This is a genomic window from Bacillus sp. EB106-07-01-XG149, assembly GCF_058791555.1.
Genome location: NZ_JBYTDP010000003.1, coordinates 226,938 through 248,770 on the forward strand (window position 1 = coordinate 226,938; position 21,833 = coordinate 248,770).

Sequence of the window (21,833 nt, forward strand, 5' to 3'; positions counted from 1 at the left end):
GACGTACTTATTATTAGTTGTTATAATTGGAAACAAATGTTCTTGAAAAAGCTTCTCATTTATAAAATTGAGGTGTTATATAGATGACAAAGAAAAAAATAGGTTTAATCGTAATGGCGTATGGAACGCCAGAATCATTAGATGATGTAGAAGCGTACTATACACATATTCGCCATGGGCATAAACCTTCAGAAGAAGCACTCCAAGACTTAATCGGGCGCTATAAAGCGATTGGCGGAATTTCACCACTTGCAAAAATTACGAAAGAGCAAGCGCATAAATTAACAGATTCTATGAATAATATATTTACAGAGTATGAATTTACTTGTTACTTAGGATTAAAACATATAGCCCCATTTATAGAAGGTGCAGTAGAAGAGATGAAGCGCGATGGAATTGAGCAAGCGATTAGTATCGTATTAGCACCGCATTATTCTACATTTAGCATTAAAGCATATAATGACCGTGCTATTCGTCTTTCGGAAGAAATCGGTGGTCCTGTTATTGAACCGATTGAACAATGGTACGATGAACCGAAGTTTATTTCGTATTGGGTAGATCAAATAAAAGAAACATTTACAAAGATTGAAGATAAAGAGAAAGCAGTCGTAATTTTTTCAGCACATAGTTTGCCAGAAAAAATTATTACAGCAGGGGACCCTTATGTGGAGCAATTGCAGCATACAGCAGATTTAATTGCGGAGGCTGCCAATATTCAAAACTATACAACGGGTTGGCAAAGTGCTGGAAATACGCCTGACCCATGGATTGGTCCGGATGTGCAAGATTTAACGAGAGATTTATTTGAAGAGCGTAGATATGAATCTTTCATATATTGCCCAGTTGGCTTTGTGGCAGAGCATTTAGAAGTTTTATATGACAACGATTATGAGTGTAAAGTTGTAACTGATGAATTAAATGTCGCATATTTTAGACCAAATATGCCGAATTCACAATCTGTATTCATCGATTGCTTAGCTGAAATTGTTTCCAAAAAAATGAAGGAAATGGTTGACAAGAATTTAGTTTTGAATAATAATTAGTTTATAATGATTTTAAATAAATAATAATTACTATGAAAGAAAGAGGAGGATCCCCCTAGATGAATCCAAATAATCGCTTAACAACAAACCAAGGTGCTCCAGTTGGAGACAACCAAAATTCTCGTACAGCTGGTCGCCGTGGACCGGTATTATTAGAAGACTATCATTTAGTAGAAAAACTTGCGCACTTTGATCGTGAACGTATTCCAGAGCGTGTTGTGCATGCACGTGGTGCAGGTGCTCACGGTGTGTTCGTAACGAAAAACAGCATGAAGCAATATACGAAAGCAGCATTTTTACAAAATGAAGGAACTGAAACGCCTGTATTTGTTCGTTTCTCAACGGTTATTCATGGTCAAGGTTCTCCAGAAACAGCTCGTGACCCACGCGGGTTCGCTGTTAAATTCTATACAGAAGAAGGAAATTACGATATCGTAGGTAACCATTTACCGGTCTTCTTCATTCGTGATGCAATTAAATTCCCTGATATGGTGCATTCTTTAAAACCAGCACCTGATACAAATGTTCAAACACCAGATCGTTACTGGGATTTCATGACGTTAAGTCCGGAATCTACACATATGATGACGTGGGTATTTTCTGATTACGGTACACCAGCAAGCTATCGTGAAATGGAAGGTTTCGGTGTCCATTCATTTAAATGGATTAATGCAGAAGGTAAAATCGTCTACATTAAATATCACTGGAAACCACAGCAAAGTGTACGTAACTTAAGTGCAAAAGAGGTGCAAGAAGTACAAGGGAAAGATTTCAACCATGCAACTCGTGACTTGTTCGATGCAATCGAAAAAGGAAATTATCCGAAGTGGGATTTACACGTACAAGTGATGCAACTAGATGAAACGGATTCTTTAGACTTTGATCCGCTAGATCCAACGAAAGTATGGCCAGAAGATCGCTTCCCGTTAATTGAAGTAGGGACAATGACGTTAAATCGTACCCCAAAAAACTTCTTCGCTGAAGTAGAACAAGTGGCGTTCTCTCCAAGTGCAACTGTAAATGGTATTGAACCATCTGAAGATAAATTATTACAAGGTCGTTTATTCTCTTATCCAGATACACAGCGTTACCGTCTTGGTGCGAACTACTTACAAATTCCTGTAAACTGCCCGTACGCAGCTGTTCATAATCAACAACGTGATGGTGCGATGCAAATCAATCAAAACCCATCTACAATTAACTACGAACCGAGCCGTCATACTGAAAATCCAGTTGAAGACAAAGCTTACCGCGATTCAACTATGAAAGTAGAAGGCTATGTATCTCGTGAAAAAATTGACAAACCAAATGATTTCAAACAAGCAGGTGAGCGTTACCGTTCATTCTCTAAAGAAGAGCAAGACAATTTAATTGCAAACTTAACAAATGACTTAAAAGACGTAAATGAGCGCACAAAATTACTGGCCATTTGTAACTTCTTCCGTGCAGATCACGATTACGGAATGCGTTTAGCGCAAGCTTTAAATGTTGATATTACGCAATATGTGGGAAATGCTCCGAAATAAGTAGGAAAAGACGACTGTTAAACGGTCGTCTTTTTTTATGTGTAAAAGATGTTTTACATACAGAGTGAAAGATGTTATACTCTTGTCAAATAAGTTTTACATATATGAGGTGTATTTTTGAGGGATGTTTTGATTTTTATTATTGCGCTAAGTGTCTTTTTGTTTGTGGTGTTTGCTATTATAAAAATGTTTATAGCAATTGGAAAACAAGGTGATGAGCGTGCTACGTTTATAAAAAATAAAGCGATGGCTGAGACATTTAAAATTGCGATGGGGCTAATGGTACTTGAGATAATCCCTTTTATTTATCATCGTTTTAATGAAACGGTAGGAACGCCGTTTAATCCGGTTCGTTTTTTAGCTGTAATAGCAATTGCGTTTCTTATTATATTAAGTTTGAATAAAAGTAAGTATGGTGATTCGTAAGTTATACCGGAGTATTCTTCAGTTTCGTCATGTCGGAATTTGTTGGTAAATCGATATATTTAAAAAATCGTCGAGATATCCGGAGAATCGCCGATATATTTACCGGAATACTGGGTGGGGTATCCAATGCTGGTAAGTACAATAAAAAGAGATGCAATCTACTACTAATAGATTGCATCTCTTTTTTTAGTTCACTCGCTCTGTATACTCATAAGCTTTCTCTCCGTGCATCGAAATATCAAGTCCCATATGTTCCTCATGCTCATCTACCCTAACAGGGAGGAAGAAGTTAATCGCTTTAATAATGGCGTACGTCATTATGATTGTGAATGCGTATGTTGCGCCGATTGCTACAAGTTGTTTAAACAGTAAAGCAGCGTTTCCGTAAAATAATCCGTTCGCGCCATCAGCATTTACAGTAGTAGTTGCAAATAGTCCTGTTGCAATACCGCCCCAAGTTCCGCCGATACCGTGGCATCCGAATGCATCAAGTGTATCGTCGTATCCGAATTTTGTTTTTAAGAAAAAGACTGCTCCGAAGCATAATACGCCGCCAATTGCTCCGATAAGAAGAGCGGAGAAAGGTGTAACGAACCCGCAAGCTGGTGTAATAGCGACTAGACCGGAAACTACACCACAAGCAGCTCCCATCGCAGTCGGTTTTGATTGGAAGAACCATTCTGAAAGCATCCAAGTTAATGCAGAGGCAGCAGCGGCTATATTTGTATTGATAAATGCAGTTAAAGCTACGTCGTTTAAAGATAATGCACTTCCGACGTTAAAACCGAACCAGCCGAACCATAGTAAGCCTGCGCCTAACATTGTGAATGGTAAATGGTGAGGAGAAGTACCGTTTATGTTTTTTCGTTTTCCAAGGAAAATAGCTAATACAAGGCCGGCCACGCCAGATGTAATATGAACGACGTTACCACCAGCGAAGTCTAACGCGCCAAGTTCTCTTAGCCACCCGCCAACGCCCCATACCCAATGAGCGACAGGGTTGTAAACGATTGTTGTCCATAGGAGGATGAAAATAAGGAAAGCAGAAAATCGCATTCTTTCGGCGAATGCACCTGAAATTAAAGCGGGAGTTAAAATAGCGAACATGAGTTGGAACATCATAAATAAATTGTGAGGAATAGTAGATGAGTAGTCTGGATTTGGTGCGTAGGTAACTCCGTTTAAACCCAACCAATCGAGTGTACCGATAAGTCCGTGCCAATCTGGTCCGAATGATAAAGAATAGCCGATCACAATCCATTGAATCGAAACGATAGCCATTGCGCTATAACTATGCATTGTCGTACTAAGTACATTTTTACTGCGAACCATGCCCCCATAAAAAAGTGCTAATCCTGGTGTCATTAACATGACCATTACTGTTGTTACAAACATAAAAACCGTATCTCCCATATTCATTCTCTCTCCTCCTATAATGTTAGAAAAAATAACATCAACTTGTTATGTTTCATATCATATTCGAAACGAAATGAAAAATCAACTAAAAATTCAGAAAACTTTATACTTCATGTTAGAAAATCTGACATGAAGTATTTTGAGGGGAATGAAATCAACGTATGCGATTCGTTCGGAAAATTGGTATAATATTCTTACAATTAAAAAACATGGGGGATGCGTGTGGAAAAAATACGGACTAGGAAACTATTCATTTGTTTTTGTTTAGCTGTCGTTTTGTTTGTACCAATACATACGTTTGCAGATGAAAAAAGAGAGTGGCGAGACGAAGTCATATATTCCATTATGATTGATCGCTTCAATAATGGAGAACCGAAAAATGACAAACAGTTAGAAGTTGGCAATTTAGAAGGATATCAGGGCGGAGATATAAGAGGGATTATAAAAAGACTGGATTACATAAAAGAAATGGGCTTTACCGCTGTTATGCTTTCTCCGCTTTTTGAAAGTGGAAAGTATGATGGGTTAGACGTGCGTAATTTTCAAAAGGTAAATGAACATTTCGGAACAGGAAATGATGTGAAAGAACTTGTACAAGAAGCGCGCGCAAAAGGAATGAAAGTTGTACTTCAATTTCCGCTTGGGGAAAACGAAAAACAAGTCATCGACGCGATGAAATGGTGGATCAAAGAAGTCGATTTAGATGGAAGTTATGTGATACATAGTGAAAAAAAGTCGCGTTCTTTCTGGGATGACGTGCAAAAAGATATGCAAGTGATAAAGAAAGATTTTCGTATTATGACAAAGGAAGATAGTGAATATAACGAAAAAATAGTAGAATCGTTTTCTAAAGTAGATGTATCGGTGAAACCTTTATATGATGTGAGTAAAAAAGAAGGGGAATCCGTTACATTTTTAGATAATCAAGATACAAAAAGGTTTGCCCGTATTGCAAAAGAGAATATGAATTATCCACCATCTCGTTTGAAACTAGCCCTTACATATTTATTAACATCACCAGGTATTCCGAATTTTTATTACGGGACTGAAATTGCATTAGATGGAGGGGATACTCCGGAGAATCGCCGATTAATGGATTTCAAATCAGATGAAAAATTTGTGCAGCACATAACGAAACTCGGTGAGCTTAGACAAGCGAGACCATCTCTACGCCATGGAACGTTTGAGCTTTTATACGATAAAGATGGAATGAGTATACTAAAACGAAAGTATAAAGATGATGTAACATTAGTAGCGATTAATAATACGAAAGAAACACAAAAAGTTGCTTTGCCTGTAAGTGCGATTGGTGAAAAACAAGAGTTAAGAGGATTGTTAGAAGATGAAATTATAAGAGAAGAAAACGGAAAGTTTTATCTTGTTTTAAAGCGCGAAGAATCAAATGTGTATAAAATTAGCGGAGAAACAGGTGTGAATTGGTTATTTATCTCCTTAATAGTCGGTGTGAACGTATTATTTATTGTGTTTTTAATTGCGGTTAAAAAGAGACGGAAATGAGTAATGGATGTGTTGTTCTTAATAAGTACGAAAACTCCTCTAATGAGAGGGGACAGGCTAAGGAGAAGACTATCTCCCTAGCCTGTTTTTGTGTGAGAACCGATAAAAAAAGAGAAGAAGTTCCTTATGATGGATATGTATTAGTCTCTATAGAAGGATTAGTTTCGCTAAATCATTTTCTTCTTATGAGTGAGGTGACAGTTCGTTTTCATTGTATTCTACTATTTTTGTAAAGGAAGACTCTCGCCTCGAAATGCAGCTGAGCAAAGAAGTGAAAAGACCTATAGAACAAACAATAATTGCAACTATACTAATTTTACATTACATTAAAGGGTGAAAAATATTCTGTTACTCATTGAGGGCTATATTTGAGGAGGAAAAATGGAATTTTACGATTTGGGTATTACCATTAAAGAACTTAGAATGAAAAAGAATATATCACAATCTGAATTGTGTCATGGAATATGTTCGCAAAGTCAAATTAGCAAAATAGAAAAAGGTATGATTTATCCATCTAGCATATTGTTATATCAATTATCTGAAAGACTTGGTATTGATCCAAATAATATTTTCGCACTAACTCAAAACAAAAAACTAAAATATGTAGAAAATGTAAAATATGTAATGAGAGATTGTACAAAGCAAAAACAATATAGTGAACTTTATGAAATAGTGAAACAAGAGAAAAACGAAAGTAATTTCCAGTTAAAAGAAGATAAACAATTTCTAATATGGCATGAAGCAATTGCTATATTTCATGTGAATAAATCAATAAAAACTGCTTTAAATCTTTTAAATAGTGCATTAAAACTAACTGTAACGAATGGTGATTTTTTATCAGAAAGAGAAATAGATATTATGCAGTCAATGGCTATATTTTATGGGGAAAATAAAGAGTATGAAAATAGTATTAATATACTAAGAAGATGTTTAACTAATTTTAATAAGTTAGATTTCCCTAGAGATAAAGAGATTAAATTAAAAATCATTTTTAATTTAGCCAAAATTTTAGGTCATGCAAATCAACATGAAGAGGCAATAAAATACAATGATATGGGTATCAAATTAGCTATTAATCTAAACACGTTATATTTATTAGGTGAATTATATTATGGAAAAGGTTGGAATTTACTAAAGCTGAAACAATATAATGAAGAAGATGTAGCTGATAACATGAAAAAAGCATTATTTATCTTTGAACTAACAGAAAAAGAAAATCTGATCAAAATAGTTAAAGAAAAATATTTTGAAAAACAAAATAAAAAATGACTCATAATTTCTGATGAATATCTTATTAATTTCTATAAAAAAAGGCACCTTATGGTGTCTTTTTTTATAACTTATATCATCAATTATTACATTTTATAGGTTTCTTATACCAAGCTTTGTTGATGTATTTACACTTCGCAGGTGTTGAAGTTTTAGGTGTATCCCCGGGTGTAGTTATATTATTAGAACACCCTGCAATATATAGACAGAATGTAGTTAATAAAAAACATAGTATTAATTTCTTCAAATAACCACTTCTAACTCTTGTTTAATTAACATTTTTTCGAAAAATAAATTCCTTACTAATTTTACATTACATGAAAGGGTGGAAAATATTCTTATACTCATAAATTGTTACATTTGAGTGGGGGGAGGTTTTTTGTGCCGATTATTAAAAGGATCTTCTTCGTTTATGCATAATAATTAAATACCCATTCTAAAAATCTGATTGCTCGTAAGCTTAGACTTTGTAATATTTTCTCTACAAGCTAAAAAGAAAAACACCCTCTGCACAGAGGATGTTTTTCTTTTTAGCGGTAGTTAATAAATTGTACGTCAATCGGTAAGTCAGCACTGCGAACTGCTGCGATAACTGCTTGTAAGTCATCACGGCTTTTCGCTGTAACACGTACTTGGTCATCTTGTACTTGTGTTTTTACTTTTAATTTCATTTCTTTAATGATGTTGTTAATTTTTTTCGCGTTATCTTTATCGATACCTTGTTGAAGTGTTGCGCGTTGGCGAACAGTGTTACCAGTCGCAGCTTCAACTTTTCCGTAATCCAAGTTTTTAATTGGAACGTTACGTTTTACAAGCTTAGAAATTAGAACGTCTTTTACTTGGTCTAATTTGAACTCATCGTCAGAAGTTAAAACTAGTACTTCTTTTTCTAATTTAATATCACTTTTACTTCCTTTAAAGTCATATCGGTTTTGGATTTCCTTTAATGCGATGTTAATTGCGTTTGTTACTTCAGGTAATTCTACTTTCGAAACGATGTCAAAAGAACTATCTTTTGCCATAGTTAGCACCTCCAAATAAATTTCTAATCTTTTTATGTACTGTACATACTAAAGTATAGCTGAAAACGAGTCTGGACTTAAGTGTTTTCATACTTATATTTATGTAACCTCATTTTATTATAGTGAATTTTGGGCAGTTGGACAAATAAAGGAAAAATCGTGTTATAATTAACTTTTGTTTGGAATGATAAAAAGATAAAAAAGTTAATTTTATATATATAGAAGGGAATTAAAAAATATGTATTTACAATTAGGAGCGATTGAACAGGTAACTGTTTTACGCGAAACGGAAATCGGATATATGGTTGGGAATGAAGAGGAAGAAATTTTCCTACATAAAAACGAATTAGTTGGAGAAATTGAAGAAGGCGATACGATTGATGTATTCTTATACCTTGATCATCAAAATCGTGTTTCAGCAACAATGAAGGAGCCACTTATTACAACTTTTGATTGGAACTGGGTAAAGGTTGTAGAAGTTATTCCTAGTTTAGGTGTGTTTGTTAATATTGGTGTATCAAAAGATATACTAATCCCAGCTGATGAGTTCCCGATTTATATGCCAGTATGGCCTGAAGTTGGAGACGAATTATATTGTACGTTAAAATTAACGAATCGAGATCGCCTTATCGCTCTTCCGGCAAGAGACAGTGATATGCAAGAAATTATCGTAGATGCGACGCCATCTATGCGTAATAAAAACGTAAATGGACGTGTGTATCGTTCACTTCAAGTTGGTTCATTCATACTAACTGATGAGCATTTCCGTGCTTTCTTACACCATACTGAAAGAAAAGAACAAGTCCGCATCGGTGAACGTGTAACTGGCCGTATTATTGACGTGAAAGATGACGGTACAATTAACATTTCACTTCTTCCTCGTAAAGAAGAAGGAATGGAAGATGATGCTACTGTAATTTATGCATATATGGAAGAACGAGGCGGAGCAATGCCATTTTGGGATAAGAGCAACCCAGAAGACATTAAAGAACGTTTCAACATGAGTAAAGCTGCATTTAAGCGCGCGCTTGGTAAGTTGATGAAAGAAGAAAAGATTTATCAAGAAGAAGGTTGGACGTATTTTAAGAAGTAAATTAAATAAAAAGCACCGCCTTATTTTGCTGTAAAAATAAGGCGGTGCTTTTTTAATTCCCTTGCTCATGCGCAAGAGTAAACGTATCTTCCAAGTCACTATCATTTATTTTAATATTTGCCTTTTTTAATTCCTTTTGTATTAACTTATGACTGAATGTAGGGTCGGCAATACGTTCTTCTTCTAAGTTTTTACGAATAGAGTCTTTCACTTCATCATAGGGCTTTAACTCTTTTTTATCAGTTAATTTAATAATATGATAACCGTTTGGTGATTTAACGGGATTGCTAATTTGTCCGACTTTTAGTTTATAGGCAGCTGTTTCAAATTCAGGCGCCATTCTGCCTGAATTGAAGTATCCAAGGTCTCCACCTTTTTCTTTTGATAGTAGATCTTGTGATTCTTGTTTTGCTAATTCTTCAAATGAAGCACCGGTATCTAATTTTTTCTTTATTTCTTTCGCTTCATTTTCGTCACTTACTAAAATATGACTCGCTTTAATTTCTGGTTTATAGTGGTCTTTCACGTCTTTTTCTGTAACACTTTTCTTGATCGCTTCATTCATAGCAAGTTTGAACTTAATTTGATTTTTGAAATCAGCTTCATCTTTTAAACGATTGTTTTCGAGTATTGCTGTGAATTGATCTCCGTATTGATTTTTCGCTTTTTGTACTTCTTTATCTACATCATCGTCAGATACTTTATATTTTTTCGTGATAACGTCTTGTGCCATCATTTCGTATAGCATGTCTTTTCCGTAACGATCTTTCAACTGTTTTTCGAAGTCGCTCTTCTTAATGGTTGAGTCTGTTGCTGTAGCGACTGTAGCTGAGCTGTTTTTTTGTCCACAAGCAGCTAGCATTAATATACTTATTAGTGCAGTAATAATGAAAATGTGTTTCCCTCTCATGCCAACACCTCATCCGAATATGTTATCGCTATTGTAGAATATAGAAGTGAACATGAAGTGAATTTTTAATGTTTTTTCCCTGTAAAATGTAAAAAAAGTACATCAACAATATTGTTGATGTACGATGGGATCAAAGGTGATCAGTCTTTTTAGAATAGGCACGCTTACCTTGCTGAATATTTTTTTGTTCTTGCTCATTTTTTTGTGTACGCTTTGCATTATTATCGCGTGCTTTTTTGTCGTTATCACTCGTATGTGGCATATGTATCAACTCCATTTCTAACCGTTGTACGTTTATCATTTCCTTTTTCGTAAAGACTATGTATAGCAGTGCATTCATGAATAATAAAGGTGGATTAGAAATGGATTTGAAGTTGAATTATACCGAACTTATAAAGAAGTTAATCGTTGTAATTGTCGCAGGTTTGTTAAACGCGATTGGAATGAATTTATTTTTAACGCCAGCGAAAGTGTACGCGAGTGGCTTTGCTGGATTGTCTCAATTGTTATCACAAATATTAGGGGACTTTTTATCTATTCACATATCAACGGGGGTATTGTTTAGTTTGTTTAATATTCCCGTCGTTATTTTAGCATGGAAAAAGGTTGGAAAGGCCTTTACTTTCTTTAGTTTTCTTTGCGTTGTATTTATGACTTTGTTTCTAGAAATTATCCCGGTTAGGGCAGTCTCGAACGACATCATATTGAATGCGATTTTTGGCGGGATTATTTCGGCGATTGGAGTAGGAATTGCTTTAAAGTGGGGGGCTTCTACAGGTGGTTTAGATATTATCGCCATGATTTTATCAAAGATTAAAGACAAGCCTGTCGGTACGTATTTTTTCTTCTTTAATGCACTGATCATTATCGCCGCTGGCTATGTGTATGGATGGGAAAAAGCATTATATACTTTGGTGACTTTGTATGTATCAACGCGAATTATCGATGCGATTCATACGCGTCATGTGAAGATTACAGCATTAATCGTTACGAAGAATGGGGCAGATGTACGAAAGGCGATTCATTCTCGCTTAGTGAGGGGGATTACAACTATACCAGCAACAGGCGCTTATACAAATGAAAATAAGGAAATGTTAATGATTGTTATTACGCGTTATGAGTTGTATGAATTAGAAAGGGTTATTAGGCAAGTGGACCCAGGTGCATTTACGAACGTATTACAGACGGTTGGGGTGTTTGGCTTGTTTCGAAAAGATTAAAGATAAAGAGGACCAAAGCTGGTCCTCTTTATCTTTAATGTAAATTCGTAATGTTTTGCAACTGCTCTTGCATTTCGCGTAGCTGAACTTTTTCAGCTGTTGAAGAGTTTGCGTAAGCAGAGTGCAAAGCGTTTTTTGCCCTATATACGAGATCTTGTTGCTCAGTACCGCTTGAACAAGATACGGCATTTGCAACGGCATCTCTAGCTTGTTGGAATAGTAAGTTCCCCATTTAAACCCCTCCAAAAGAAGAGTTACTTCTCGCTTTTTCTGCCTCAGCTAATGTACCTCTGTACGGGAATCTTGCATCATGCTTCATAACAGCATCGGCTCCTTGTTGGATAAAACGTTTTGATTTGTTCTTTTTACCCATTCGAAAAACCCCCTTTATTTAGCTGAAAACAATCGACGCGATAATCCGGCGTCTAATTATAGTATGAGCGTTTGGCGAAAAACTATAAGCAGGGAATTTTTAGATTACAACCCAAGAACCTCTTCTAAATATAGCGCAATACCATCATCTTCATTCGTTAATGTCGTATGATTTGCGAGTGATTTTAATTCAGGAATTGCATTACCCATTGCGATGCCATGACCAGCAAATTCAATCATTTCAAAGTCGTTATCTTCATCACCGAAAGCGATAATTCGCTCTTGTGGAATGTTGTAATGACTAGAAATTTTTTGTAATCCGACAGCTTTATTTAACCCGCTTTTTACGATTTCAATAATCGGCCAAGGTGCGCCCCATTTTCTATGGTCGATTACTTCAGCATGCATATCAGTTAAATGTTGACGAATTGCACTGGAATGCTCGTCATGTGCGTCAATTAATAAGCAGGTTGGATGATCGTTTAGAGTATTTAATAAGTCTCCTGTAAAAATATTTGGAGAACCGAATTCGAAAATATGTTTTTTATCTTCATCAATTTCACGAACATACACATCGTCCATTACTTCAGCGTATATATTTTTCACGCCAAAATCAAAGCAAGCTCGGACAATTTCTTGCGCTGTTGCTAGCTCAAGAGGAGAGTGATGTGTTCCCCATTTTGAATCAAGAGGATGATGTACGTAAGCGCCGTTAAAGTTTACGATTGGTGTATTAAGACCGAGTTCTTTATAGTAATCAAAACTAGCACGGAATGGACGTCCTGTTGAAATAACGACAATATGTCCTTGTTCCTTTGCTTTTGCAATTGTATGTTTTGTTCGAGTGGAAATTATTTTGTTGTCTGTCAATAAAGTGCCGTCTAAGTCTAATGCGATTAAATGCTGTTTATTCATAATTTCACCTCTTATAATAATTTTTTTGTTTCTATCTGTATTTCCGTTTTTAATATGCAGAAATAAGAGGTTAAACTGGGTGAGAACACCAAAGATGGAAAGTTCACTATATATCCATCTTACGTCGCAAAGTGCTGCGGTGTCTACTATTTCTCGCTGGAAATTAAGAAAAGTCAATATCTTTTTAGAAAGTTCAAACAATGTTTCTTTCATTATGTACAAATTGTGAAAAGGGTTACATTGCTCGTATGATGAGGCTTATAATGAATATGTAATCTTCTCGTATATGTTTGACTCTCCTTTGAAGCTGGCCTATAGTAGGTTGGTTTCTTTTTTTTCTACAAATAGGAAAGAAATCCCTTCCTATGCTTGTGTCATTCATGTATATGTACGAGAACGAAATGTAGTACTTGTTTCCTAAACATGACAGAAAAGCTTTCTTTTAAAATGGATATACTAATGAGGCAAAGACGTCATGGAAGGAGAATGGAAATGGGACAAAATCGCAGGTTTCGTTCTGGACAAAAAGCGCCAAACGATGGCATTTACGTAGAAATTGGTGAAACAGGAAGTATGGTAAAAGATCCGCAAATGGTGAAATTAACTGCGGGTGAAAAGTTTCCAGATAACGCGAATCATAACCGTCAGTGGACGTATAAAAGAAAACCGTAACAGAAGCCGCAATCATTATTGCGGCTTTTTTGTCGTTACAAATTATAATTTCATTTACCGTATATTTTTCAACTGTATAATGAATGTTCCCTTTTTCTTTTTCCAATAATAAGTTTGAAAATACATAAGCAAAATTATTGTATAAAAAAGTCAGTTGGCGTATAATCAAATCAAAGGTCAAAGAAAGTCAAACATTTGGGGGACTGTAAAGATGGACTTAAATCAAATGACAACAAAAACACAAGAGGCGATTATGAGTGCCCAATCTTTAGCGGTATCTCATCATCATCAAGAAGTAGATACTATTCATCTCTTGTTTACATTATTAGAAGAGCAAGATGGGTTAGCAGTGCGTATTTTTCAAAAAATGAATGTCGATATAGAAGCGTTAAAGCAAGGCGCCGAAAGTTTAATTAAGAAAAAACCTTCTGTAACGGGAAGCGGTGCAGAAGTAGGGAAATTATATATAACAGGTGCTCTGCAACAACTACTTGTAAGAGCAGGAAAAGAAGCAGAGAAATTGCAAGATGACTACATTTCAGTTGAACATGTATTGCTTGCTTTTTCAGAAGAAAAAGGCGATATAAATCAATTACTTACAAGATTTCACATTACAAAAGATAACTTATTACAGTCTTTAATGACAGTTCGGGGGAATCAAAGAGTGACTAGTCAAAATCCAGAAGCAACTTATGAAGCGTTAGAAAAATATGGTCGTGATTTAGTGGCGGAAGTGAGAGCAGGGAAAATTGATCCTGTTATCGGTCGCGATAGTGAAATTCGACGTGTAATCCGCATTCTTTCACGTAAAACGAAAAACAACCCGGTTTTAATTGGTGAACCCGGTGTTGGTAAAACAGCAATCGTTGAAGGATTAGCACAGCGTATTGTGAAGAAGGATGTACCAGAAGGATTAAAAGATAGAACAATCTTCGCATTAGATATGAGTGCACTTGTAGCTGGAGCGAAATTCCGTGGTGAGTTTGAAGAGCGTCTGCAAGCTGTATTAAATGAAATTAAAAAGAGTGAAGGCCGCATTTTATTATTCATTGATGAACTTCACACAATCGTCGGCGCTGGTAAAACAGAAGGTGCGATGGACGCAGGAAATATGTTAAAACCGATGCTTGCGCGCGGTGAACTGCATTGTATCGGGGCGACAACGTTAGATGAGTATCGTAAATATATTGAGAAAGATCCAGCGCTAGAAAGACGTTTCCAACAAGTATTAGCAGAAGAACCAACTGTTGAAGATACAATTTCCATTTTACGTGGTTTAAAAGAGCGCTTTGAAATTTATCACGGTGTAAATATTCATGACCGCGCGATTGTAGCAGCATCCGTTTTATCAGATCGATATATTTCGGATCGTTTCTTACCAGATAAAGCGATTGATCTTGTTGACGAAGCGTGCGCAACGATTCGAACAGAGATTGATTCTATGCCAACAGAATTAGATGAAGTAACGCGTCGTATTATGCAGTTAGAAATTGAAGAAGCGGCTCTTGGAAAAGAGAAGGACTTTGGTAGCCAAGAACGCCTGAAAACGTTGCAACGTGAATTATCGGATTTAAAAGAAGTTGCAAGTGGTATGAGAGCGAAATGGGAGAAAGAAAAAGAAGACATTCATAAAGTGCGTGACTTACGTGAACATTTAGAGCGCTTGCGCCGTGAGTTAGAAGAAGCAGAAGGAAATTACGATTTAAATAAAGCAGCAGAACTTCGTCACGGGAAAATTCCAGCTATCGAAAAAGAATTAAAAGAAGCAGAAGAAATGGGCGCACATAATAAACAGGAAAATCGTTTATTACGTGAGGAAGTAAGTGAAGAAGAGATTGCTGATATTGTTTCACGCTGGACTGGTATTCCTGTCGCAAAACTCGTTGAAGGTGAACGCGAGAAATTACTACGCTTAGAGCAAATTTTATCAGAGCGTGTTATCGGTCAAGAAGAAGCGGTAAGCCTTGTATCAGACGCAGTTCTTCGTGCGCGCGCTGGTATTAAAGATCCAAATCGTCCAATTGGTTCATTTATTTTCTTAGGACCGACAGGTGTTGGTAAAACTGAGCTTGCAAAAACATTAGCACAAACGTTATTTGACAGTGAAGAGCAAATGATTCGTATCGACATGTCTGAATATATGGAGAAACACGCTGTGTCACGCTTAATTGGTGCGCCTCCTGGATATGTTGGATATGAAGAGGGCGGTCAATTAACAGAAGCGGTAAGACGTAAACCGTATTCAGTTATTTTGTTAGACGAAATCGAAAAAGCACATCCAGAAGTATTCAACATTTTATTACAAATGTTAGATGATGGACGCATTACAGATTCTCAAGGACGTACAGTAGACTTTAAAAACACGGTTATTATTATGACTTCAAATATAGGATCTGCTCATTTGTTAGATGGATTAGAAGCAGATGGCTCAATTAAAGAGGAATCAAGAGAACTTGTAATGGGGCAATTAAGAGGACATTTCCGACCAGAGTTTTTAAACCGTGTCGATGAAATTATTTTATTCAAACCTCTTACAACGAATGAAATTAAAGGTATTGTTGATAAAATTGTAAAAGAATTACAAGGTCGTTTAGCTGACCGTCATATTACGGTAGAATTAACAGACGCAGCGAGAGAGTTTGTTGTAGAAGCTGGCTTTGATCCGATGTACGGAGCTCGTCCATTAAAACGATATGTACAGCGTCAAGTTGAGACGAAATTAGCACGAGAATTAATTGCAGGAACGATTACTGATAACAGTCACGTAGTTGTTGATGTAGAAAATAACGAATTAGTCGTTCATGTAAAGTAAAATAAAAAAAGAGTTCGGATAAAATCCGGACTCTTTTTTTAGTGTTGTTCTACTGGCTCGTTTGGAATTGTAGCTGAAATTGCTAGTACTAATACCGCAAGAACAACTGAGAAAATAGACGCTTGGTTAAAATCGTATGTACCGCCAGTCATAGAGCCGATTACGTAGCTCATCATATGTACAAGCGCGAACGACCAAATTAATGCCCAAATGAAACGCATATTTTACACCTCTATTCGTTCAATCTGTCCTTATTGTAACACAATTGAAAAAAGAATATAGAAAAATATTTGTAGATTTTTCAACGCAAATTTGCATTCCGTTCATACATTATAGAAGAGTACTTTTATACGTTTAGAAAATAAGGCGGGGGAAAAATGAGTATTACGGAACGTTTTTTTTATTTAGAAAAAGAACCATGTGTCATTTATTTACCGGAGAAGCCAAATGGATTTTCTGTTATGCTTCTCGGTGATTACAACTACTTTATTGAGAATGGTACAAGTTTATGGACACAGCATGCAGGAAGATCTTATTTTTTACATGGCCTTATTGCGGAAGGCTATACGGTCTTTTCCTCTAATTTATATGGAAGGCATTGGGGAAACGATCAATCTATTCGTCTAGCAAAACGCTTATATGACGTTGTTTTGAGAAAAGAGACATTAAATACGAAAATGCACATTATGGCAGATGGTATGGGTGCACTTGTAGCACTTGAAATGATGAACAAATACCCTGAATGTATACGCTCTGTCATTATGTTAAATCCGTGTTTAGATTTACCAGAATATGTGGAGTTTGAAAAAGAGCATAAGTTTTTTTACAAAAGATTAGTGAAGGAATTAAGTTTGGCGTATGATTCCAAAGAAGAAGAATTAGAATCCAAAATAAATAAGAAATCATTTACGCTTCTTCCGTCTTGTGTACCTGTTAAAGTTTTCGTATCAACACAAGAAAAAAGAGGAAGAAAACAGTTGTTACGTAAATATGAGAAAATGAGGCAATTCAATCAATGCGATACTTCTGTCTTATTCCATCTGCAAGATGTGAAATATAAAATGGTTAGGCAAACGACTGATTTCTTTAAAAAATATGAAGAAGAATTGTGAAGCTCCCATATACATAAATGAGGAGCTATTTGTTTCAAGGAGAAAGGGTTGGTGGTATGGAGCGCGTGCTAATTATAGGTGCACTTACGTTTGTAGGTTATCACCTTGTGAATAAAATGATTGCAGAAGAAGTAGAAGTGTACGGTCTTGATTTTGATGAATTCGAGAATATGACAAAAATTAATGAGGAGAAGTTATTGTTGATTGGACGAAATGCGTTATTTACGTATTATTCGATAAGAGATGAAGATGGATGGAGATCAGTAGAAGGAGAGAAGTTCGATACGGTTTACTTTTGCTTGTATGAGCCAAATCAACAAAGTGGTTTTCGGAATGAAAGAGTTATATTACAGTATTTAAAGCGGATTATAAAACTGTGTGCAGAACAGAAAGTGAAGTTAAATCTAATTTCTTCTATTGAAGTAGGAAACGTAGATGAATCTGAAAATAAACGTTTATTTTCGAAAGTGGAAGAAGGATTGAAAAAAGGAGAGGCACCATATAGTGTATTTCGAGTTCCTACATTATATGGGCCATGGCAACCATCTTTTATGATGTATCATCAGCTCATTTTATCAGAACTGGATGAGAAAGAGTGTCATTATGCGAGTGAGGAAAATGGAAGTGATCTATTGTACGTGGAAGATGTATGTGAATACTTATGGGAAAATGGAATGAACGAGGAGCATCTCGGCATATACAATTTACTTAGTGGTAAAAAGTCATTATGGAAAAAAGGTATGAACCTTTTACGTGCAGCGGATAAAGTGCATAAAAAGAGCGAGGAAGAAAGAGATGATACTGTCGAGGTTATTTCGATAAAAAGAAATACTCCGTTAGAATACGGTTTAAATAAACAATTGGCACATATGAAAAAATATAAAGAGTTATACGAAGGATAGCGAGCGTGTTACACTATGTATGTGAAAGTTTTAATGGAGAGGAAGAACATAATATGAATGAGAAAAGCATGCAATTTTTACAAATCGCAATGAAGCATTTACCAGAAGCAAAGGCCATTTTAGATGATAATGGAATTGCGCTTGATATGGAGAAAGCACAACCAGTATTAGAGTTATTGATGAAAGTTATGAACGAAGCATATGAGCTTGGGAAAGCAGATAAAGAATAAAACCTTCTTTTTTGGAAGGGAAGAGAGGCTCGAACCGTGGATAGAAGCGGTTCGGGCCTTTTTATATTTCAAAAGAAAGAGGAAAGGTATGTTTCTGTTTCTTTTAATAAACAATAAAGTGAATAATGCTGGATTTATGTTTTAGCTGAAATATATTCTAGACAAAAATACATTTATGTTTTAAAATTAGTACCAAGTCATAATAATTGATATAAAACGGAGGGCTGCGATGTGAACGTGGGCATTTTAGGAATCGGAAGATATGTGCCAGAAAAAGTAGTCACAAATCACGATTTAGAGAAAATCGTAGATACATCTGATGAATGGATTCGTACGAGAACGGGAATTGCAGAAAGACGCATTGCCGATGATACAATAGATACTTCATATATGGCGGTAGAGGCTTCTAAAAAAGCACTTGAAGATGCCGGGATTAGTGGAGAGGATATCGATCTGATTTTAGTGGCAACAGTAACACCAGATCGCGCATTCCCAGCAGTAGCTTGTGTCATTCAAGAAGCCATTGGCGCAAAACACGCAGCCGCAATGGATTTAAGTGCAGCGTGTGCTGGTTTTATGTACGGAATGATTACAGCGCAGCAATTTATTCAAACGGGAACTTATAAAAATGTATTAGTAGTTGGTAGTGATAAACTATCTAAAATTGTAGACTGGAATGATCGAAATACAGCAGTACTATTTGGAGACGGAGCCGGTGCTATCGTAATGGGGGCTGTTTCAGAAGGAAGAGGCGTTCTATCTTTCGAATTAGGAGCAGACGGAAGCGGCGGTAAGCATCTTTATCAAGACGAGTATGTTATGATGAACGGCAGAGAAGTCTTTAAATTTGCTGTTCGCCAACTTGGTGATTCCTGTCTTCGCGTGTTAGAAAAAGCGGGACTTACGAAAGAGGATGTGGATTTTTTAGTACCACATCAAGCGAATATTCGTATTATGGAATCTGCAAGAGAGAGATTAAATTTACCACAAGAAAAAATGAGTATGACAATTGAAAAGTTTGGTAATACATCAGCTTCTTCAATTCCAATTGCAATGGTAGAGGAATTGCAAAATGGACGTATTCAAGATGGTGATTTAATTATACTTGTTGGTTTCGGCGGCGGATTAACATGGGGAGCAGTTGCTCTTCGTTGGGGTAAATAAGGACTGAGAGAAAAAAAGGAGTGTATTTTGTATGGAGAAAAAGAGGGTCGTAATTACAGGACTAGGAGCTGTTACACCGATCGGAACAGATGTTGAAACAGCGTGGGAAAACATTAAAAAGGGTGTATCTGGAATCGGACGACTTACAAGAATTGATCCGGAACTATTTCCAGCAAAAGTAGCAGCAGAAATTAATGACTTTGAAGTCGAGAAATATATTGATAAAAAAGAAGCGCGCCGTATGGATCGCTTTACACAATATGCAGTAGCAGCAGCGAAAATGGCAGTTGCAGATGCAAAGCTTGAAATTACAGAAGAAAACGGACCTCGAATTGGGGTATGGATTGGTTCTGGTATTGGCGGTATGGAAACATACGAAGAACAATTTAAGATTTTTACTGAGAAAGGTCCGCGCCGCGTGAGTCCATTCTTCGTACCAATGATGATTCCAGATATGGCAGCAGGTCAAGTATCGATCGCAACAGGAGCAAAAGGAATTAACACTTGTTCTGTAACGGCTTGTGCATCTGGTGCAAACTCAATTGGTGATGCATTTAAAGCGATTCAACGCGGTGATGCTGATGCAATGATAACAGGCGGAGCAGAAGCGCCGTTAACAAGTATGGCATTTGCCGGATTTAGTTCAGCGAAAGCATTAACATTTAATGAAGATCCAGCAACAGCTTGCCGTCCATTTGATAAAAATCGTAGCGGTTTCGTAATGGGTGAAGGTTCAGGTATTTTAATTCTTGAAGAATTAGAGCACGCATTAGCTCGTGGTGCTCACATTTATGCGGAAATCGCTGGTTATGGTGCAACTGGCGATGCATTCCATATTACAATGCCGGCTCCTGGCGGTGAAGGCGGCGTGCGTGCAATGCGTCAAGCTTTAGCGGATGCAGGTCTACAGCCAGAAGATATTGATTACATTAATGCGCACGGTACAAGTACGGATGCGAATGAAAAGTATGAAACGATGGCAATTAAAGAAACGTTCGGTGAGCATGCGTACAAAGTAGCAATTAGCTCAACGAAATCAATGACAGGTCACTTATTAGGAGCAGCTGGTGCTGTTGAAGCGATCTTCTCAATTAAATCAATTACAGACGGAGTAATCCCTCCAACAATTAACTATGAAACACCAGATCCAGAATGTGACTTAGATTACGTACCGAATAAAGCGAGACAACAAGAAGTAAATGCAGTATTAAGTAACTCACTAGGATTCGGTGGTCATAACGCAGTATTAGTATTTAAATCGTATAAATAATAGATGAAATAAGGAGTTTTTTCGTAGCATATTACGAAAAAACTCCTTATTTATTTTTACGCCTTTTTCTCCTTTTGCATATACATAAGAAAAAGGAGGGATAAAGATGGGGATTGTTGAAACTGCTGAGTGGTTACATCTATATTATGGACGGCCAGAAAAGCTGTGTGAGAAGTTTACGAAGTATATCCCGCTGCCAAAAGAAAGATTGTATCGCTTTTTAATTTCTAAAGGTATGTATCGCCCGGTTATGCGAGGAGAACAGGAAATTAAAGAGTTAGAGAAAAAGGAAATTTGGAAAGAGTTACGTACGGAGTATGAGAAACTAAAAAATTGGTTAAAAGGTCCAGATGTCCCTGTCTTTATTTTATTATCAGATTCCTATAATCGAACTGTACAAGAAGAGTATAACGGTAGGGCTGGATTATCTATGCGTCATGTTATTTTCTTATTCGTATGTGGACGGAATTCGGTGGAAGAATTAAAGGTGTTATTGGCGCATGAATATCATCACATATGCAGGTTACATCAAATTGAGACGAAAGAAACAGAATATACATTACTTGATACGATGATTATGGAAGGGCTAGCTGAGCAAGCGGTAACGGAAAGATATTCAGAAAAAAACAATGCACCGTGGACGACGTATCTTTCAAAAGAAGAGGCTATTTATTATTGGAAAAATGTTGTACATGAAAGAATAAGTATAAAACGAGGAACAAGGGAGCACGACATCTTATTAAATGGATTTCACTCTTATCCGAAGATGCTTGGTTATGCGCTTGGATTTCATATTGTCAAAGATTGTGTAACATTGGAAGGAGAAGATACACTTTCTTTATTATCTATAGATGCAAAAGAAATATTGAATAAAGCAAATACATTTCATATATAAAAAACAGGAGCTCTATTTCCTGTTTTTTTTAGTATTAATAGAAGAA

At 36.3% G+C, this 21,833-nt stretch carries 23 protein-coding genes; 15 read left to right on the forward strand and 8 right to left on the reverse strand.

The window, feature by feature from the left end; translation table 11 throughout:
* Positions 1-83 precede the first annotated feature (83 nt).
* From hemH to AC3WTA_RS13445, 3 genes are all read left to right on the forward strand, one after another.
* Positions 84-1,043, forward strand: a complete 960-nt coding sequence (gene hemH, locus AC3WTA_RS13435) for a ferrochelatase (RefSeq protein ID WP_492332907.1) — start codon at positions 84-86, stop codon at positions 1,041-1,043.
* 59 nt (positions 1,044-1,102) lie between these two features.
* Complete coding sequence (gene katB / locus AC3WTA_RS13440) at positions 1,103-2,569, forward strand: catalase KatB (protein WP_078182912.1); 1,467 nt, start codon at positions 1,103-1,105, stop codon at positions 2,567-2,569.
* A gap of 129 nt (positions 2,570-2,698) precedes the next feature.
* Positions 2,699-2,995, forward strand: a complete 297-nt coding sequence (locus tag AC3WTA_RS13445) for a hypothetical protein (protein WP_002096801.1) — start codon at positions 2,699-2,701, stop codon at positions 2,993-2,995.
* A gap of 186 nt (positions 2,996-3,181) precedes the next feature.
* Here the strand turns inward: AC3WTA_RS13445 and AC3WTA_RS13450 are convergent, their stop codons facing one another.
* The gene (locus tag AC3WTA_RS13450; RefSeq protein ID WP_001055859.1) at positions 3,182-4,414 is read right to left on the reverse strand and encodes an ammonium transporter; all 1,233 of its coding nucleotides are present in this window, start codon (positions 4,412-4,414) and stop codon (positions 3,182-3,184) included.
* A gap of 213 nt (positions 4,415-4,627) precedes the next feature.
* Between AC3WTA_RS13450 and AC3WTA_RS13455 the strand changes: the two genes are divergently transcribed.
* Both AC3WTA_RS13455 and AC3WTA_RS13460 read left to right on the forward strand, forming a co-directional pair.
* Complete coding sequence (locus AC3WTA_RS13455) at positions 4,628-5,929, forward strand: alpha-amylase family glycosyl hydrolase (RefSeq protein WP_492332908.1); 1,302 nt, start codon at positions 4,628-4,630, stop codon at positions 5,927-5,929.
* A 381-nt stretch (positions 5,930-6,310) separates the two neighbouring features.
* Complete coding sequence (locus AC3WTA_RS13460; protein WP_070168538.1) at positions 6,311-7,198, forward strand: helix-turn-helix domain-containing protein; 888 nt, start codon at positions 6,311-6,313, stop codon at positions 7,196-7,198.
* Positions 7,199-7,728: 530 nt separating this feature from the next.
* On the opposite strand, the gene AC3WTA_RS13465 is transcribed toward AC3WTA_RS13460, so the two are convergent.
* Positions 7,729-8,220, reverse strand: a complete 492-nt coding sequence (locus AC3WTA_RS13465; RefSeq protein ID WP_001040146.1) for a YajQ family cyclic di-GMP-binding protein — start codon at positions 8,218-8,220, stop codon at positions 7,729-7,731.
* Positions 8,221-8,458: 238 nt separating this feature from the next.
* Here AC3WTA_RS13465 and AC3WTA_RS13470 point away from each other — a divergent pair, with 238 nt between their 5' ends.
* Positions 8,459-9,313 (forward strand): CvfB family protein, encoded by an 855-nt coding sequence (locus tag AC3WTA_RS13470; RefSeq protein ID WP_000281275.1) that lies wholly within the window; start codon positions 8,459-8,461, stop codon positions 9,311-9,313.
* Between the two features lie 52 nt (positions 9,314-9,365).
* Here the strand turns inward: AC3WTA_RS13470 and prsA are convergent, their stop codons facing one another.
* Both prsA and AC3WTA_RS13480 read right to left on the reverse strand, forming a co-directional pair.
* Entirely contained in the window at positions 9,366-10,223 is an 858-nt protein-coding gene (gene prsA / locus AC3WTA_RS13475; RefSeq protein ID WP_070168539.1) for a peptidylprolyl isomerase PrsA, read from the reverse strand.
* 130 nt (positions 10,224-10,353) lie between these two features.
* Positions 10,354-10,485 carry a DUF3941 domain-containing protein gene (locus AC3WTA_RS13480; protein WP_001120851.1) on the reverse strand — a complete coding sequence of 44 codons (132 nt, stop codon included), beginning with the start codon at positions 10,483-10,485 and terminating at the stop codon, positions 10,354-10,356.
* A 100-nt stretch (positions 10,486-10,585) separates the two neighbouring features.
* On the opposite strand from AC3WTA_RS13480, the gene AC3WTA_RS13485 reads away from it, so the two are divergent.
* Positions 10,586-11,443, forward strand: coding sequence for a YitT family protein (locus tag AC3WTA_RS13485; RefSeq protein ID WP_000364455.1), 858 nt, complete (start codon positions 10,586-10,588; stop codon positions 11,441-11,443).
* Positions 11,444-11,477: 34 nt separating this feature from the next.
* Here AC3WTA_RS13485 and AC3WTA_RS13490 read toward each other — a convergent pair whose 3' ends face one another.
* From AC3WTA_RS13490 to AC3WTA_RS13500, 3 genes are all read right to left on the reverse strand, one after another.
* On the reverse strand, positions 11,478-11,675 hold the full coding sequence (locus AC3WTA_RS13490; RefSeq protein WP_000527398.1) for a DUF3813 domain-containing protein: 198 nt from the start codon (positions 11,673-11,675) through the stop codon (positions 11,478-11,480).
* A complete protein-coding gene (locus AC3WTA_RS13495; protein WP_000516816.1) occupies positions 11,676-11,816 on the reverse strand; it encodes a hypothetical protein in 141 nt (46 codons plus the stop codon).
* 104 nt (positions 11,817-11,920) lie between these two features.
* The gene (locus AC3WTA_RS13500) at positions 11,921-12,730 is read right to left on the reverse strand and encodes a Cof-type HAD-IIB family hydrolase (RefSeq protein ID WP_001041226.1); all 810 of its coding nucleotides are present in this window, start codon (positions 12,728-12,730) and stop codon (positions 11,921-11,923) included.
* 492 nt (positions 12,731-13,222) lie between these two features.
* Between AC3WTA_RS13500 and AC3WTA_RS13505 the strand changes: the two genes are divergently transcribed.
* Both AC3WTA_RS13505 and clpB read left to right on the forward strand, forming a co-directional pair.
* Positions 13,223-13,402 (forward strand): YjzC family protein, encoded by a 180-nt coding sequence (locus AC3WTA_RS13505; RefSeq protein ID WP_000531420.1) that lies wholly within the window; start codon positions 13,223-13,225, stop codon positions 13,400-13,402.
* Positions 13,403-13,613: 211 nt separating this feature from the next.
* On the forward strand, positions 13,614-16,214 hold the full coding sequence (gene clpB / locus AC3WTA_RS13510) for an ATP-dependent chaperone ClpB (RefSeq protein WP_000365366.1): 2,601 nt from the start codon (positions 13,614-13,616) through the stop codon (positions 16,212-16,214).
* Positions 16,215-16,252: 38 nt separating this feature from the next.
* On the opposite strand, the gene AC3WTA_RS13515 is transcribed toward clpB, so the two are convergent.
* On the reverse strand, positions 16,253-16,435 hold the full coding sequence (locus AC3WTA_RS13515; RefSeq protein WP_001211113.1) for a YjzD family protein: 183 nt from the start codon (positions 16,433-16,435) through the stop codon (positions 16,253-16,255).
* A 156-nt stretch (positions 16,436-16,591) separates the two neighbouring features.
* On the opposite strand from AC3WTA_RS13515, the gene AC3WTA_RS13520 reads away from it, so the two are divergent.
* The 6 genes from AC3WTA_RS13520 to AC3WTA_RS13545 all read left to right on the forward strand — a co-directional run bounded on the left by AC3WTA_RS13520 (position 16,592) and on the right by AC3WTA_RS13545 (position 21,787).
* Positions 16,592-17,326, forward strand: a complete 735-nt coding sequence (locus AC3WTA_RS13520; protein ID WP_000028696.1) for a lipase family protein — start codon at positions 16,592-16,594, stop codon at positions 17,324-17,326.
* A 29-nt stretch (positions 17,327-17,355) separates the two neighbouring features.
* Entirely contained in the window at positions 17,356-18,228 is an 873-nt protein-coding gene (locus AC3WTA_RS13525) for an NAD-dependent epimerase/dehydratase family protein (protein ID WP_000486167.1), read from the forward strand.
* Positions 18,229-18,281: 53 nt separating this feature from the next.
* The gene (locus AC3WTA_RS13530) at positions 18,282-18,458 is read left to right on the forward strand and encodes a ComZ family protein (RefSeq protein WP_001986215.1); all 177 of its coding nucleotides are present in this window, start codon (positions 18,282-18,284) and stop codon (positions 18,456-18,458) included.
* 231 nt (positions 18,459-18,689) lie between these two features.
* Positions 18,690-19,622: a beta-ketoacyl-ACP synthase III gene (fabH, locus tag AC3WTA_RS13535; protein WP_001100551.1), complete on the forward strand. Its 933-nt coding sequence runs from the start codon at positions 18,690-18,692 to the stop codon at positions 19,620-19,622.
* 31 nt (positions 19,623-19,653) lie between these two features.
* Positions 19,654-20,892: a beta-ketoacyl-ACP synthase II gene (gene fabF, locus AC3WTA_RS13540; RefSeq protein WP_000412643.1), complete on the forward strand. Its 1,239-nt coding sequence runs from the start codon at positions 19,654-19,656 to the stop codon at positions 20,890-20,892.
* 106 nt (positions 20,893-20,998) lie between these two features.
* Positions 20,999-21,787 (forward strand): DUF2268 domain-containing putative Zn-dependent protease, encoded by a 789-nt coding sequence (locus tag AC3WTA_RS13545; RefSeq protein ID WP_000513285.1) that lies wholly within the window; start codon positions 20,999-21,001, stop codon positions 21,785-21,787.
* Positions 21,788-21,833: the final 46 nt, after the last annotated feature.

Bases quoted from the DNA above. Each gene is read 5' to 3' on its own strand.
- AC3WTA_RS13465 (WP_001040146.1), bottom strand. From the start codon at position 8,220: ATGGCAAAAGATAGTTCTTTTGACATCGTTTCGAAAGTAGAATTACCT.
- fabF (WP_000412643.1), top strand. From the start codon at position 19,654: ATGGAGAAAAAGAGGGTCGTAATTACAGGACTAGGAGCTGTTACACCG.
- AC3WTA_RS13530 (WP_001986215.1), top strand. From the start codon at position 18,282: ATGAATGAGAAAAGCATGCAATTTTTACAAATCGCAATGAAGCATTTA.
- AC3WTA_RS13470 (WP_000281275.1), top strand. From the start codon at position 8,459: ATGTATTTACAATTAGGAGCGATTGAACAGGTAACTGTTTTACGCGAA.
- AC3WTA_RS13520 (WP_000028696.1), top strand. From the start codon at position 16,592: ATGAGTATTACGGAACGTTTTTTTTATTTAGAAAAAGAACCATGTGTC.
- AC3WTA_RS13545 (WP_000513285.1), top strand. From the start codon at position 20,999: ATGGGGATTGTTGAAACTGCTGAGTGGTTACATCTATATTATGGACGG.
- AC3WTA_RS13455 (WP_492332908.1), top strand. From the start codon at position 4,628: ATGCGTGTGGAAAAAATACGGACTAGGAAACTATTCATTTGTTTTTGT.
- AC3WTA_RS13485 (WP_000364455.1), top strand. From the start codon at position 10,586: ATGGATTTGAAGTTGAATTATACCGAACTTATAAAGAAGTTAATCGTT.
- AC3WTA_RS13450 (WP_001055859.1), bottom strand. From the start codon at position 4,414: ATGAATATGGGAGATACGGTTTTTATGTTTGTAACAACAGTAATGGTC.
- AC3WTA_RS13460 (WP_070168538.1), top strand. From the start codon at position 6,311: ATGGAATTTTACGATTTGGGTATTACCATTAAAGAACTTAGAATGAAA.
- clpB (WP_000365366.1), top strand. From the start codon at position 13,614: ATGGACTTAAATCAAATGACAACAAAAACACAAGAGGCGATTATGAGT.
- AC3WTA_RS13480 (WP_001120851.1), bottom strand. From the start codon at position 10,485: ATGCCACATACGAGTGATAACGACAAAAAAGCACGCGATAATAATGCA.
- AC3WTA_RS13490 (WP_000527398.1), bottom strand. From the start codon at position 11,675: ATGGGGAACTTACTATTCCAACAAGCTAGAGATGCCGTTGCAAATGCC.
- AC3WTA_RS13515 (WP_001211113.1), bottom strand. From the start codon at position 16,435: ATGCGTTTCATTTGGGCATTAATTTGGTCGTTCGCGCTTGTACATATG.
- AC3WTA_RS13505 (WP_000531420.1), top strand. From the start codon at position 13,223: ATGGGACAAAATCGCAGGTTTCGTTCTGGACAAAAAGCGCCAAACGAT.
- AC3WTA_RS13500 (WP_001041226.1), bottom strand. From the start codon at position 12,730: ATGAATAAACAGCATTTAATCGCATTAGACTTAGACGGCACTTTATTG.
- AC3WTA_RS13495 (WP_000516816.1), bottom strand. From the start codon at position 11,816: ATGGGTAAAAAGAACAAATCAAAACGTTTTATCCAACAAGGAGCCGAT.
- hemH (WP_492332907.1), top strand. From the start codon at position 84: ATGACAAAGAAAAAAATAGGTTTAATCGTAATGGCGTATGGAACGCCA.
- katB (WP_078182912.1), top strand. From the start codon at position 1,103: ATGAATCCAAATAATCGCTTAACAACAAACCAAGGTGCTCCAGTTGGA.
- prsA (WP_070168539.1), bottom strand. From the start codon at position 10,223: ATGAGAGGGAAACACATTTTCATTATTACTGCACTAATAAGTATATTA.